We start from the raw sequence: 13,649 nt of genomic DNA, 5'->3' as shown, positions 1-13,649 counted from the left end.
CCAGGGGGAAGCGTATCCGCCGGGAGCATACTGCCGCCCCAGGTTTTGCTCAGGTTTTGCTGAGCTTTCCGGTGCCCCAGCAAAAGGAAGACGACGGCGGGAAGCAAGTCCGCCGTCGCAGTTTCCACCGCCCCGGTCCATGTGGCCCTTCCGGAAAGGCCGCCACCGTTGATGCCGCGGGTTCACCGCGGCGCCTGCCCTTCGTACACTGGGTCCCATGGTTTCCCGCATCAGTGAACTGGTCCTGAACTGCACCCATCCGGAAGTGCTCGCGCAGTTCTGGTGCGGCGTGCTCGGTTACGTGGAGCTTGACCGGGAGGACGGTGCGATCGAGATCGGCCCACCCGCCGGGTTCGGCGGCCTCCAGCCGACCATCATCCTGAGTCCCAGCAGCAACCCGCGGGCCGGACGGCTGCCCCTGCACATCGATGTCAACCCGGTGGACCGGGACCAGGACGCCGAGCTGGAACGCCTGCTTGACCTGGGAGCCCGTCCGGCCGACGTGGGGCAGACCGGCAGCGAGCAGTGGCACGTCCTGGCCGATCCCGAAGGCAACGAATTCTGCCTCCTGCGCAAGCGGCTTGAGCCCTGACCAACACAGAACCCTGACGACACTCTGTTAAAGTCGGGCTCCATGACCGAAACCCAAACTGCTGCTCCTGGTCGCGTGGGATTCCTCCACACATCGCAGGTGCACGTGGCGACGTTCGAGGCCCTGACCCGCGAGCTTATGCCGTCCGCGCTTGCAGTGCATCGCGTGGATCCGGGCGCACTGGAGCTTGCCAGGCTGGATGGGACGGGGAAGGGTGTCCGTGCCGTCGTGGCCGCCCACCTTGCGCAGCTCCGCGACGCCGGCTGCACGGTGGTTCTCTGCACCTGCTCCACGCTCGGGGAGATCGCTGAAGGTCTGTCCGGCCCTGGCCCGGCAGTGCTCAGGATCGACCGGCCGATGCTTCGGAGGGCTGTGGCCCTCGGCCCGCGGATCGGGGTCCTCGTGGCGTTGACGAGCACCGTCGAGCCGACCACCAGTGTCCTCAGCCAGGAGGCCGCGGCCGCGGGAACTGAGGTGACAGTGGAGATCAGCGTTGTGGACGGGGCATGGGAGGCGTTTATGGCAGGCGAGGCGGAGGCCTATCACTTAAGAATCGCCGGAGGTGCGCGTGCGCTCGCAGGCCGCTCCGACGTCGTCGTCCTGGCGCAGGCAAGCATGGAACCTGCTGCTGCCCTCCTTGAGGGCCTCGGGATTCCCGTCCTGACCAGTCCCCGCTCCGCCGTCGAGGCGGCCATACCCCTTCGGTAGGCGCGAGGTGCTGCCAGGGTGATCCGTTCACCCCTGTGCCTGTAGTCCGAATCCCGGGCAAATTTGTGGTGCTGGGCAACCTTTCCTAGGCTGGCAGAGCATGCTAAGCACGCTTAGTATTTTCGGTCATTGCCCGAGGACTGCCAGTTTTGCCCATCCTGAGGAGAAAAATTCGTGCCAGAAGAGAGCAACATCCAGATCCCCGGAGTCCCCGCAAGCGAGCCTGCCAGCCTGGAAGAACCGACAACTCCACGCGAGCCGCTGCCCCCAAAGCCGGACCAGCGAGGACCTGAGGCGGTCTCTCCCACGGGAAGCCCCACCGGGGCACCGGCCACGGCTCGGGCCCAATCCGGTCAGTACCTGACCACTGCCCAGGGGCTTCGCCTTCGGGATACTGACCATTCCCTGAAAGCTGGTTCGCGCGGGCCTATTCTGTTGCAGGACCACCACCTGCGGGAAAAGATCACGCACTTTGACCACGAGCGCATTCCCGAGCGCGTAGTCCACGCCCGCGGCGCAGGAGCCCATGGTGTGTTCCGCTCCTACGGCACTGCTGCCAACATCACCCGCGCAGGCTTCCTGGCCAAGGACGTGGAGACTCCCGTCTTCGTGCGCTTCTCCACAGTGCTGGGTTCCCGCGGCTCCGCCGACACCGTCCGGGACACGAGGGGCTTTTCCACCAAGTTCTACACCGACGAGGGCACGTACGACCTGGTGGGAAACAACATCCCGGTCTTTTTCGTCCAGGACGGCATCAAGTTCCCGGACATCGTGCACGCGGCCAAGCCGCACCCGGACCGGGAAATTCCCCAGGCGCAGAGCGCCCATGACACGTTTTGGGATTTCGTTTCCCTGCATACCGAGGCCCAGGCGCACACGATGTGGAACATGTCCGACCGGGGAATCCCGCGTTCCTACCGGACCATGGAAGGCTTCGGCGTGCACACCTTCCGGTTCATCAACGCGGAAGGCCAAACCACTTTGGTGAAGTTCCACTGGAAGCCAAAGCAGGGCGTCCACTCGTTGGTGTGGGAGGAAGCGCAAATCATCAACGGCATGGATCCGGACTTCCACCGCCGGGACCTGGCCGACGCCATCGAAGCAGGCGCCTACCCCGAGTGGGAGCTCGGCGTGCAGACGTTCCCGGACACCGAAGACCAGATGTTCGAAGGGATCGACCTGCTCGATCCCACCAAGTTCGTACCGGAAGAACTCGCTCCGGTCCAGCCCATCGGCGTCATGACACTGAACGCCAACCCCACCAACTTCTTCGCCGAAACCGAACAGGTGGCATTCCACCCCGGACACCTCGTCCCAGGAATCGACGTCACCAACGATCCTCTGCTCCAGGTACGCCTTTTCTCCTACCTTGATACCCAGATCTCCCGGCTGGGCGGACCCAACTTCGGCCAGATCCCCATCAACCGTCCGCAGGCCCCGGTCAACGACATGCTGCGGGACGGGATGCACCAGCAGGCGGTCCATGGGGGAGTGGCTCCCTACCAGCCGAACTCGCTGGACGGCGGCTGCCCGTTCCTCGCTGGACAGGATATCGGCGCCTTCATCGACGTGCCGGAGGAAGTGGCTGCCTCCATCAAGGAGCGGAAGAACCCGGCATCCTTCGATGACCACTACAGCCAGGTGGGCCTCTTCTTCCGCAGCCTGAGCCCGGTGGAGCAGGACCACGTGATCCAGGCCTACACCTTCGAGCTGGGCAAGTGCTACGAAAAGTCCATCCGGGAACGGCAGCTGGCGGCTCTGGCCAACGTGGACGCGGGCCTGTGCGCCGCCGTGGCCCAAGGCCTGGGCCTGCCGGCTCCGCAGGCTACTGAGCAGATCCCGGAGTCCGAGCCCAGCCCTGCCTTGTCACAGGTGGGTGGGACCTGGCCGGTCGCCGGCCGGATTGTTGGGATTCTGGCCGATGAGAACAGCGACCTTGCTGCCGTAAACGCAGCACGGAAGGCCTTGGACGCCGAAGGCATCGTCCCCCTGGTCATCGCCCCGGCGGGCGGTTTCCTTGGATCGGAGGACGACGGCGGCGTTCCTGTGCAGCGGACCTACCTCACCGCCCGCTCCACAGAGTTCGACGCCGTCATCGTTGCTGCTGCCGCTCCGGCTCCCGACGCTGCACCTGGGCTCGACGCCAAAGCCGGTGCCCCCGGGGATGCACTGGATCCACGGGCCGTATTGCTGCTGACTGAAGCGTTCCGCCATGCCAAGGCCATTGCCTCGCTGGGCGCCAACTCCGCGGTGCTGGCGGCGGCGGGCCTGCCCCTTGATGCTCCGGGCATCGTCTCGGGTAAGGAGCCTGAATCCTTGGTCCAGGAATTGACCGCGCTGCTGGCAGCACATCGGGTGTGGGAGCGGTTCCCGGCAGCCTCAGCCTAGGGGCTACCTGCACAGCCGCCGATGGGCAGGGGTGAAACTCTTCCCATCGGCGCAGCTGGCGCGGTGTTCCGGTCAGTCAGGAGCTCAGCCGCTGACCTGCGCCACCTCAACCTGCACGCCCGCGTCCCGGAACTTCTGCACCTGCTCAGGGTCGGCGCCGTCGTCCGTCACCAGAGTCCACGGCAGCGCCACGCGGGCCCAGGCGGGGAGGGGCCGCAGGACTGGCTTGGACGAGTCTGCCAGCACATAGCATGCCGGCCACAATGCCGAGGACCTTCACCGGACCGTGGCCCTGATCGAGGTATTGGCCACCACCAGGTCGTAATCGCCCCGGCCGGTTAGGAAGAACAGCGTGTCCGCCGGCAGCGGGCCCACCGCGTTGATCCCGGCAGCCTGCGCGGCCTTCACACCCGGCTCGATCTTCTCGGCTTCCTAACCCTGGCCGAACAGGCCGTATTCGCCGGCGTGCGGGTTGATGGCGCAGACGCCGATCTTCCGGTTCGGGATGCCTACGCCTGCCCGGCTTTGCCCTGGATCTCCTTGGCAACCTGCTCAAGCTCCAATGCAAGGGCCCGCATATGTAGAGCCAGGGAATCCGGGTTCCCATACTCGGTGCTGCCCGTCCCGGACTCGCGCCCGGCCTCACGGTGCACGGGCGGCTGCAGGGGACGGACTTGACCTGTTACGTTCCCGGCGTCATTGATCACGTCGATGTCGAACACCACCTGGTCTGCGTCATGCCAGGTGGTAAAGACCTCGACGGTACGGCCGGATGCATCCACGCTGGTCCCTTCCAGGAGGAGAACAGGTGAAGGCGCTTCCATGCGGAGCAGTGACAGGAGGCCGGAGTCTGCAGGGGCAGCCCGAATCTGGCGCCGTCCGGCCGTGACGTGAATGCCAAACTTTTGCCGGAGCACTCCATGCAGGGAAGCGTTGCGCAGGTCCTCCGGTGTCAGGCCAGCACATAACGGAAGCGGCAGCCAGGTGTGAATGAGCGCGATCGGGGACCCATCCACGGATCGGAGCCGTTTCAACGCCAGTACTTCCGGCGTGCCCAGGGCGGTGGACGCTCCGCGGGCAGGCTCGACGTTGAATCCGAGCACTTCGGTCTGGACGGTGACACCCGTCTCTGAGATCTGTGTGGACAGTCCCGGCATGCGCTGGACCAGCCGGTGATGCTCCCGCCGGGGCGCCACCGTGCTCCCGCGCCCGCGGCCCCTCTCGATGAGGCCCTCGGCAGCCAGGGCACCAAGTGCCTGGCGGACAACCGACCGCGATACGCCGAACTGCTCCTGGAGCTGTGCTTCGCTGGGAAGCGCAGCTCCAGGAGGCAGTGAATGGTTCACGATCTGCGCTCTCAGGTGGTTGCGCAGCTGAAGATGCAACGGATCGTTGCCGCTGGGTGGGACAAATGAAGCGGCGGCGGATGGGCTCATTGCATCAATTATCCAATACGGTCAGGACGCTGAGGCGGCCTTGTCCTGGCGCGCTGTTTGCCACACGTGGTCCCATCCCGGAGCGAGTGCTGCTGCCCGCTCAAGGGACAGTACGAGGCTGGCTTCGCGGGCGATGCCTTTGCCGGCGATGTCGAAGGCGGTCCCGTGGTCCACGGATACCCGGACTACCGGCAGCCCAACGGTGATGTTGACGCCGTCGTCGCCGTAAACCGCCTTAAAGGGAGCGTGGCCCTGATCGTGGTAGCAAACAATGACCATGTTCCACTTGCCCTTCACCGCTGCCGGAATCAGTGCATCCGCCGGCAGTGGGCCCTGGACGTTGATGCCTGCAGCCCTTGCCGCTTCAACGGCTGGAGCGAGGACGTCAGCGTCTTCGTTCCCGAAGAGACGGTTTTCCCCGGCGTGAGGGTTCAAGCCCGCCAAACCGATTGGTTCATCCGGATTGCCAAGGGCCTTGGTGAAGGCGCTCACCAGTTTGATGACGTTCCCGGTCCGCTCGGGCGTGACGTCCTCGATGGCCTGGCGCAGTGATACGTGCGTTGTGAGGTGGAAGAAGTACAGGTCCCCGGCGGACAGGACAAGGCTGAAGTTCTCGACGCCGAATTCGTGCGCCAGCAGTTCAGTGTGACCGGGCCACTTGTGCCCGCCGGCGTGCATTGCCGCCTTGTTCAGCGGCGCGGTGACGATGCCGTCCACCTCGCCCTCCCGGGCGAGCCTGCACGCCTCAACGACGAACCGGTAGGATCCGTCGCCGGCGTCGGGGCTGAGCTCGCCGGTTGGCACATGGGCGAGGGACGGCCCGGTCTGGAGAAGCTCGATGGTTCCCGGCTCGTTCTTTGCCTCGGCGATGGACTGGATGACCCGCACCATGTCCGGGTTGCCGCCGACATGCTCGACGCCACGCCGCATGGCCGCCTCATCGCCGACGACGACGGGCCGGCAGCGCGTGCGCAGGTCGTCGTGGGCGAGCAAGGCCTTGGCGGTGATCTCCGGTCCAATGCCCGCAACGTCGCCCAGGGTGACTGCGAGGGTGGGAATGGTCATGAGTTGGCCTCCGTTGAGGTTGGGGTTGATGAAGTGGCGGTTAGGGTTTGAAGGGTATCCACGAGGGTTCGGGGTGTGCCGAATCCGCCCGCCTTGGTGACGGTGCGCATTCCGTCTGCCCGTCCGCCATTGACGACGCCGAGCGGGACGCCCTCCTGGACAGCGCCGTGCACTGTGACGGAGTCGGCGCCGCATGCGGACAGCACAGCGCGGGCGCCGTCCCCGCCCATCAGGACCAGGTTCGAGAACTCGTGGCGGTCCATCAATGCGGCAGTGAGCAGTGCGAGCCCGTTGGCCACCAGGGCGCTTGCGCTCGCTCCGCCGGCATGGTCTTTCTCCTGCGGGGCTGGACGTGACGGCGAAACCACCATCACGGTGGGCGGGAGTTCCTGCGGGAGCAGTGCCGCTTCCAGCCATGCCGCGGTGGCCCGGGCGCTGTGCAGGTGCTCCATGGCGGGGTTCAGCACCAGGATCTCCTGAGGCGGCGTGTTTTCGGTCAGAACCTGCACTTGTTCCCGCGACATGTCGTTCAGGGAAGTCACCACCACGAGTGTTCTGCCTGAATCCCTGGCTTGGCGGGATGCGCTATTTGTGCCTGAAGCGGCCCGTCGATCCGCGATCGCCGAGGCAAGTCCGGCGGAACCTACCGGTACCGCCTGCGGGCCGATCTCGGACAGCACGGCGGCGAGCAAGTCAAGATCGGTTTGCGTCACCGCATCAACAACGACGACGGCGTTGTTCGTGGCGGCTGAATACAACGCCTGTGCCCGGTCCTCTGCCGGAAGGCTCGTAAGCGCCGGAACCAGCGCGGCGCCGGGCAACAGTTCGCCCATGGCGCTGGTACGGACGGGAGTAACCGGGTCGGTGCCCGCCGGGGAAAGTTCGACGGGCTTTCCATGCACGAGCAGCCGCCCGTCCTTAACCACCCGGCCCATCGCCGGGTAGGCGGGGCACACCACCGCGAACGGGGAGGGGTGCAGCCCGCTCCAGGCCTCGAGAGCTCCCGCAATCTGTCCGGAGATACTGCCCCGCATGGTGGAGTCGATCTTGACGTACAGCTGGTTGATGCCGGTTGAGGCCAGGTGCGCCACAAATTCGTGTGTGCGGGAGCGGGCAGAAGCCGTATCCAACGCCCGCGCATCGGTGACGCGGGCCAGTGCAGTTGGTGATGCAGCGGAGGCGACGTCCGCCTCTTTGTCTTCCGCCAGGCTGAGGCGGGCAAGGAAGCCCGCCTCAGCAAATTGGACCAGTGTGTCGTTGGCTCCGGTGAGGTCGTCTGCGACGATCCCGATGGCCGGTTCAGGCTGCATGATCAGTACTTGGTATCCGGCTGCTGGAAGGGCTCGCCGTCGTCGGGCAGTTCAGCTGATCCAGGGCCGGTGGTGCGGGAACCGGCTCCGACGGACACTTCTTCGTCCTCGCTGGTGAGCCCGCCCTGGCGCTTCAGGACGTAGCTTGCAAGGAGCGGCGCGAAGATGGCCGTTACCAGGACCGCTGAAGCAACCTGGGCGGTCGCTACCTCTACGTACGGGGCAAAGGTGGGGTCCGCTGCGGCTACGACGGCCGGAGTCGCGATGGAGTTGCCGGCAGTCGTGGCCGATGCAATACCAATGCCGGATTTGCGGCCGCGGCGCAGGATGAACCGGTAACCGAAGTAGACCAAGGCGCCGGTGATCAGCGTGGCAGCAATACCGACGAAGATGCCGCCCAGGCCGCCGGTGATGACATTGCCCAGGTTGATTCCGGTACCGAGGGCAAACGCGAAGAATGGAATCACGATGTTCGGAACGGGTCGCATGACCTCGGTCCAGCGACGGTCGAGGTTGCCCACGATGAACCCGAGGGCCAGCGGGATGACTGCCGCGAGGAGAGCCAGGAACGGGATGTTGCCGAGACCCGAGGCGCCAAGGAAGAGGAGGGTGAAGAATGGCCCGTCATTGATCGCCGAAGCCATGTACGCGCCGCGGTCCCGGCTGTCGCCGTAGCGTCCGGTGAAGGCCAGCCACAAGCCGCCGTTGCTGTTATCGAAAGAGGCAAGCAGCGCCAGGATGGAAATGCCGAGGATGCCCTCCACGCCGACCACCAGGCCGAGCCCGGCCACGAGCGCCGCGGGGATGATTGTTTTGAAGAGCAGAACGACGCCGGTGGTCGCCAGAACCGGACCGGAGGTCTTTGCTGTGATCTGCATGCCGGTGGCGAAGATGAGGACGGCAATCAGGGGAAGCGCAGCGTCCTTGAACAGGGCGGTGGTGAAGCTTCCCATCGTCAGGAAGCCGGGGAAAAACGTTCCGACGATGGACCCGAGGAGAAGCGGTATCAGCATCAGCCCGCCGGGAATGCGGTTCATCGCATCGAACAGCGGGACGCGGGAGGTTATGCGCGATTCGGCAGCCATGGCGAATCTCTCTCTGTGTGTGTGTGATGGGAGCCGTACAAAGATGTACGTACAAGATGTACCTACAATAGGCATTAGGGCGTGGTGACGCAACTCATAATGAAGGTCAGGCTTAGATGGTGTGGAACAGGATTCCAACATGCCGGTGCAGAAACTGGCCGCAGGCTGGGCCCGTACTGATGGAGGAAGCAAGCTGATGCAGGGAACGAACGTGGCAGGCCTGGAACTTCCCGTCTCACAACTGGCGCTGGGAACCATGACGTTCGGCGATACGGCCACGGAAGGGATTGCCGGGGGCATGTTCTCCGCAGCCCTCGACGCCGGCATCACCGTGGTGGATACGGCCAACGGGTACGCCGGGGGAGCCAGCGAGGAGATCCTCGCCAAGCTCCTGCAGGGACACCGCGACGACGTCATCCTCGCCTCAAAGGCCGGCATTCCGCATCCCGACGCCGGTGACAACTCACCGCTGTCCGCCGAGGGGCTGCGTTTGTCGGTTGAAGGCAGCCTCCGCCGCCTGGCGACTGACCGGCTGGACCTTTTCTATCTCCACCAGCCTGACCGGAAAGCTCCACTTCCCGAGACGCTCGACGCCGTCCGGCAGCTCATCCGTGAGGGCAAGATCCGCGCCTGGGGCGTGTCCAACTACGCCGCCTGGCAGATTGGCGAGTTGAACGCAGCGGCCGATGCCGCCGTCGTACCCCGTCCGTTGGTGGCCCAGCAGCTGTACAATCTGCTGGCCACGCGGATCGAGGACGAGTACCTGGAATTCGCCCAGCACACCGGGCTGCTGACGATGGTCTACAACCCGTTGGGCGGCGGTTTGCTCACCGGGAAGCACTCCTTCGCTGAGTCACCCACGGAAGGCCGCTTTGGCAACTCCCGCCTCGCCGAGATGTACAAGCAGCGCTACTGGGACCCCCGGCTGTTCGAGGCGGTCCGCAAGCTGGCTGACATTGCCGATGGTGCCGGGCTGCCCATGGCTGAATTGTCCTTGCGCTGGCTGATCAGTAAGCCGGGCGTGGGGTCAATCCTGCTGGGCGGGTCCAAGATTGAGCAGTTGCAGGCCAACATTGCCGCGGCTGCCAAGGGCGCCTTACCTGCGGACGTGGTAGCTGCCTGCGACGCCGTGGCTGCAGAGACCCGCGGGCCAATGCCCAAGTACAACCGCTGACCATTCTGAACACACCCAACTGACCCTGCGAAATTGTCCTACCTGCATAAAATGCATTAACGATGAGGAGTGACCTGAGCGGTATGGCGACATGGCAGAACGATTACCTGTGGGCGCTGGCACATGCCGAGCGCGCTGCCCTGGCGGAGGATCTGTCCGGCCTCAGCGCGGAGCAATGGCAGCACCGTACCCTGTGCGGACAGTGGACGGTCGAGCAGGTCCTCGCTCACCTTACTGCTGCGGCTAGCCTGAACCAGTGGCAGTGGCTGCGCAGCATGCTGGGCTCACGTTTCCGTCCCGACGTGCACAACCAGCGCCGGCTGGCTGAGCACCGCGGCGCAACTCCCGAAGAGACGCTCGCTCTATTCCGCGCCATCATCAGGAGTACCACCGCACCCTCAGGACACACGCCCGCGTACCTTGGCGAGGTCCTCGTGCACGCCCAAGACATCCGCCAGCCCCTGGGGCTTGCCCGCACGCCAAGCGTCGACGCACTGACGGCCGTGGCCGAATTCTTCGCCCGACGCGACTTCACCGTTGCGAGCCGCACCCACGCGGCCGGTCTGCAGTTGCGCGCGAACGACGGGCCGTTCGCTGCTGGCATTGGCCCCTCGGTCACCGGATCCACCGTCGCTCTGGTGATGAGCATGGCTGGCCGCGACGCATATCTCGACCAGCTTGACGGCCCAGGCGTGCCCACCCTGCAGTCGCGTCTTCAAGCCACAGCAGCCAAGACGGCTGACCCACACTGACCGGGTGCCTGAATCGCATGGTGTGTAGGACGCTTCGGGTGCTGACAGGTTTCCGCTGCTGCCAGCGGCGAAGGTTCACGGACACGTTCTGAGACCTGAAGTACCGGGATAGCGGCCGTAGTCGGGGAACCTGGGGTTCCGGGACTACGGCCGTTTTGCTTCGGTGCGTTTGGCGCCGAGGGAATTCCGCTCAGCGCAACCTGATGTTGGAGGGCTTACCAGGAACCTCCAGCGGTTTCATGCCAATGGTCTTTGCCTGCTCCACGCACCACTTTACGAGCTGCATCCCGAGCACCTTCTGCAACGATTCCTGACGGTGCTGCTTTACTATCGGGGTCCCAACGGAACCGAACAGCGACATACTGATACCGGTTTTCCCGTGCAGCGCAGGATCGTTCAGTACCAGCTTCCATGCTTTTTCAAGCGCCTTGGAGGCTTCATCCTTACTGCCGTTGACACCCTTGAAACTCCGCACCAGATGCGCATGCATGCGTTGATGTTCGGTCAAAGCCTTGGTCTTGGTGGCGTTAGCCGTCCCAGCCACAGGAACCACTGCTTGCGGCTTCGCCTTCGACTGGGTCGCTTGCCCGGAATCCTGCGGCTTCTTCGATACCGGCGGGTGCTCGGTAGTGTTCCTGCCCGCAGCCACAAGCGTGAGGTGAGCCAGTTCCCGGTGCAGGGCGGCGATCTGCCGGTGTATCTCGCTGATGCGCTGGACAGCGTCCACTTCCCGCTTCGCCAATGCCACACGCAGGGAAGCTTCGACGCGAGCCGGCAGCTCCGTGCGGAAGGCTGCACAGAGTGTTTTTGCAAGCGCAAGCCGTGCGCCGGGGTCGGGCACAAGGAGCGGCGACGCGCTGGTGGAGTTCGCGATGACGTCGGCAAGGTCCGGCAGGCGGCCGTGAACCTTCCCCCAGCGAAGGCGCTCGATGGCTGTGCGCCCGTCCACCTGCGGTGAATAGACACTCTGCATGAGTTGCAGCTGCTGGGGGTCGAGTGCTGGGAAGTGCTGCGGAAGGATGGTGCTGCGCAGGACCGCGCGGACGGCGTCGAGCTGTTTCGAGACCTGTTCCACCGGGTTGGCGACGTGCATGCCGCCGTCGAGGACCCAAGGGGTGCCGGTATCGGTAGCCGATGCCACGCTGTGGGGGAAGCCCTTCCATTCGCTGATCATGATGGTTCCGTGCCGGGCGTTGTAAAAGAACCAGTCCACCTCGGCCACGGGCCTGCCCGGCGCGTCCACCCGGCAGTTGCTGAAGGCCCAGACGTTGTCGTCCAGGAGCTGGTTCAGGGTGGCGACATCCCGGGGGGAGGGCCGGTGCGCAGCCGTATTGGCGGAAGGAAAGTGCAGCAACGAGAACTTTCTGGGGCGTATAGCCCTTCCAGGGGAACCCCACGCCCCCAGCCGGTCGCGCGTCGCGCGCTACGCCATCATCACTGCAGGGAAGGTCCGACGGCAAACTCATACCGTGCCCGTCCCGCCCGTACCCGGGTCAGGGGAGTGGCTGGCGCTCGCCGACGCTGACGGACGACGACGGCGCCAGGTAGTTCCGCCGTCGTCGTTCCAGCCTCTCCTGCTGGCTGGGTGACGGGATCCTGGCACCCTTGGCGCGGTTGCACCTGCCGTCTCCAGCAACACTTCCGGTGGACGACATCCTGATACATTCGGTCTAACTACCCGGCGTGCCGCTTGCAGTGGCTGCCACTGCGGAACCAAAGACCACCAAAAGGGGAGCGCGCCCGTGTCAACGGCAGCTGTTCCGGACGCCACCGAGCTTGCCCGCCTGGTGCGCACCGGTGAAGCCTCCGCCCAGGACATCCTGGCGGAGGCGCGCTCACGGGCTACGGCCGCTTCTGCTCTGGGTGCCTTTCTCCAGGAGGATTGGGAGGGCGCTGCGGTAGCCGCGGAAGGGGTGGACCGCCGTCGGGCCCGCGGGGATGATCCGGGACCGCTGGCCGGTGTTCCGCTCAGCGTCAAGGACGTCATCGCTGTGGCGGGCCTGCAACTGACAGGCGGGAGTGCGGCCTATGCCGGAAACATCGCCTCCTTTACTGCCACCGCCGTCCAGCGCCTGCAGGAAGCAGGGGCCGTGGTGGTGGGCAAAACCAACTGCCCCGAGTTCGCCTTCGGTGCCATCACCGAGAGTCCTGTCGGGGGCCTGACGCGAAACCCCCGGTTTCCCAACGCGACGCCGGGTGGTTCGAGCGGGGGAGAAGCCGCCTCCGTCGCTGCCGGCATCACCGCTCTCGGGCTGGGCACCGACTACGGCGGATCGCTGCGGTGGCCTGCGCAGTGCGTGGGAATCACGGCGCTGCGGCCTACTCCGGGCATCGTTCCCGATCTTGGCGTCGTTCCGGGAGCGGGCGGCTGGTACGGCGTCGGGCATCCGTCCCCGCCTGGCGCCCGCCTGCAGGCAGCGACCCAGGTGGTGGGACCGCTCGCGCGTTCGGTGCGCGACTTGCAGACGGCGCTCGCCGTCCTGACGGCATCAGAACCTCATGCCCGGCTTGTTCGTGATGGGGCCGTCCCCGGCAACGTCTCGGTAGTTTGGAGTGACGGTTCGGCGCTGGGGCCGGTGCGGCGGGAAGTGTCCGCAATGATGTCCACCCTGGTTGAGCAAATGGCCCTTTACGTCCGGGCGGTGACGGAGGTGCAGGGTCTGTTTGTGGAATCGCTGGCCGCCTACAACCGGCTCCGCCCGCTTGTTCCGATGACGGATCATGCCGCAGCCATCGCTGGCCGGGAGCACCTGGTTCAGCCTGTGAACCGCGACGTCATCCAGAGGTCCTTGGCCACTGACATCAAGGACCTCGAGGCGGCCGTGGCCGCATCCGAGGCGGCACGGGCAAGGGACCTGGCGGTCTTCGAAACCGCTGACATCGTGCTCCTGCCCGTGGCAGGTGGTCCTGCCTGCAACCTGTCCGGAAAGCTGGACATTGACGGGCAGAGCATTTTCGGCTGGGACATCATGGGTCAATGCAGGGCCGTGACCATGGTGGGCGCCCCCGTTGTGTCGCTGCCCGTCACGATCTCATCCGAAGGGCTGCCCTTGTCCGTCCAGGTTGTCGCTCGCCCCGGTGCAGATACGGTGGCGCTTGAGTTCGCCCGGTGGCTTGAGGACCTTGCAAGGCTTTAGGC

Annotated in this window: 12 protein-coding genes and 2 pseudogenes; 6 read left to right on the top strand and 8 right to left on the bottom strand. The window is 65.3% G+C overall.

Features of this window, described 5'->3' with window-relative positions:
- Window positions 1-217: 217 nt before the first annotated feature.
- The 3 genes from AC5RTE_RS09635 to AC5RTE_RS09625 all read left to right on the top strand — a co-directional run bounded on the left by AC5RTE_RS09635 (window position 218) and on the right by AC5RTE_RS09625 (window position 3,688).
- Window positions 218-592 carry a VOC family protein gene (locus AC5RTE_RS09635; protein ID WP_494041160.1) on the top strand — a complete coding sequence of 125 codons (375 nt, stop codon included), beginning with the start codon at window positions 218-220 and terminating at the stop codon, window positions 590-592.
- A gap of 42 nt (window positions 593-634) precedes the next feature.
- Window positions 635-1,300, top strand: coding sequence for an aspartate/glutamate racemase family protein (locus AC5RTE_RS09630; protein WP_494041159.1), 666 nt, complete (start codon window positions 635-637; stop codon window positions 1,298-1,300).
- Between the two features lie 174 nt (window positions 1,301-1,474).
- Complete coding sequence (locus AC5RTE_RS09625; RefSeq protein ID WP_494041158.1) at window positions 1,475-3,688, top strand: catalase; 2,214 nt, start codon at window positions 1,475-1,477, stop codon at window positions 3,686-3,688.
- Between the two features lie 84 nt (window positions 3,689-3,772).
- On the opposite strand, the pseudogene AC5RTE_RS09620 reads toward AC5RTE_RS09625, so the two are convergent.
- The 6 genes and pseudogenes from AC5RTE_RS09620 to AC5RTE_RS09595 form a co-directional block, all read right to left on the bottom strand.
- Window positions 3,773-3,937: pseudogene (locus AC5RTE_RS09620) on the bottom strand (DeoR/GlpR family DNA-binding transcription regulator); the annotation flags it as partial.
- 27 nt (window positions 3,938-3,964) lie between these two features.
- Window positions 3,965-4,165, bottom strand: a pseudogene (locus AC5RTE_RS09615) (4-hydroxythreonine-4-phosphate dehydrogenase PdxA).
- Between the two features lie 32 nt (window positions 4,166-4,197).
- Complete coding sequence (locus tag AC5RTE_RS09610; RefSeq protein ID WP_494041157.1) at window positions 4,198-5,124, bottom strand: GntR family transcriptional regulator; 927 nt, start codon at window positions 5,122-5,124, stop codon at window positions 4,198-4,200.
- Between the two features lie 21 nt (window positions 5,125-5,145).
- On the bottom strand, window positions 5,146-6,189 hold the full coding sequence (gene pdxA / locus AC5RTE_RS09605; protein ID WP_494041156.1) for a 4-hydroxythreonine-4-phosphate dehydrogenase PdxA: 1,044 nt from the start codon (window positions 6,187-6,189) through the stop codon (window positions 5,146-5,148).
- On the bottom strand, window positions 6,186-7,499 hold the full coding sequence (locus AC5RTE_RS09600) for a four-carbon acid sugar kinase family protein (RefSeq protein WP_494041155.1): 1,314 nt from the start codon (window positions 7,497-7,499) through the stop codon (window positions 6,186-6,188). Before AC5RTE_RS09600 ends, pdxA begins: the two co-directional genes overlap by 4 nt.
- A 2-nt stretch (window positions 7,500-7,501) precedes the next feature.
- The gene (locus AC5RTE_RS09595) at window positions 7,502-8,584 is read right to left on the bottom strand and encodes a 2-keto-3-deoxygluconate permease (RefSeq protein WP_494041154.1); all 1,083 of its coding nucleotides are present in this window, start codon (window positions 8,582-8,584) and stop codon (window positions 7,502-7,504) included.
- Between the two features lie 139 nt (window positions 8,585-8,723).
- Between AC5RTE_RS09595 and AC5RTE_RS09590 the strand changes: the two genes are divergently transcribed.
- Window positions 8,724-9,758 carry an aldo/keto reductase gene (locus AC5RTE_RS09590; RefSeq protein WP_494041153.1) on the top strand — a complete coding sequence of 345 codons (1,035 nt, stop codon included), beginning with the start codon at window positions 8,724-8,726 and terminating at the stop codon, window positions 9,756-9,758.
- Window positions 9,759-9,841: 83 nt separating this feature from the next.
- Entirely contained in the window at window positions 9,842-10,510 is a 669-nt protein-coding gene (locus AC5RTE_RS09585) for a maleylpyruvate isomerase family mycothiol-dependent enzyme (RefSeq protein WP_494041152.1), read from the top strand.
- 190 nt (window positions 10,511-10,700) lie between these two features.
- Here the strand turns inward: AC5RTE_RS09585 and AC5RTE_RS09580 are convergent, their stop codons facing one another.
- Complete coding sequence (locus AC5RTE_RS09580; protein ID WP_494041151.1) at window positions 10,701-11,864, bottom strand: hypothetical protein; 1,164 nt, start codon at window positions 11,862-11,864, stop codon at window positions 10,701-10,703.
- A gap of 139 nt (window positions 11,865-12,003) precedes the next feature.
- Window positions 12,004-12,165 carry a hypothetical protein gene (locus tag AC5RTE_RS09575; RefSeq protein WP_494041150.1) on the bottom strand — a complete coding sequence of 54 codons (162 nt, stop codon included), beginning with the start codon at window positions 12,163-12,165 and terminating at the stop codon, window positions 12,004-12,006.
- A gap of 87 nt (window positions 12,166-12,252) precedes the next feature.
- On the opposite strand from AC5RTE_RS09575, the gene AC5RTE_RS09570 reads away from it, so the two are divergent.
- Complete coding sequence (locus AC5RTE_RS09570) at window positions 12,253-13,647, top strand: amidase (RefSeq protein ID WP_494041149.1); 1,395 nt, start codon at window positions 12,253-12,255, stop codon at window positions 13,645-13,647.
- The last annotated feature ends 2 nt before the right edge of the window (window positions 13,648-13,649 follow it).

Source organism: Arthrobacter sp. K41 (assembly GCF_059089645.1).
This window is presented reverse-complemented; position numbering and strand designations above follow the sequence as displayed.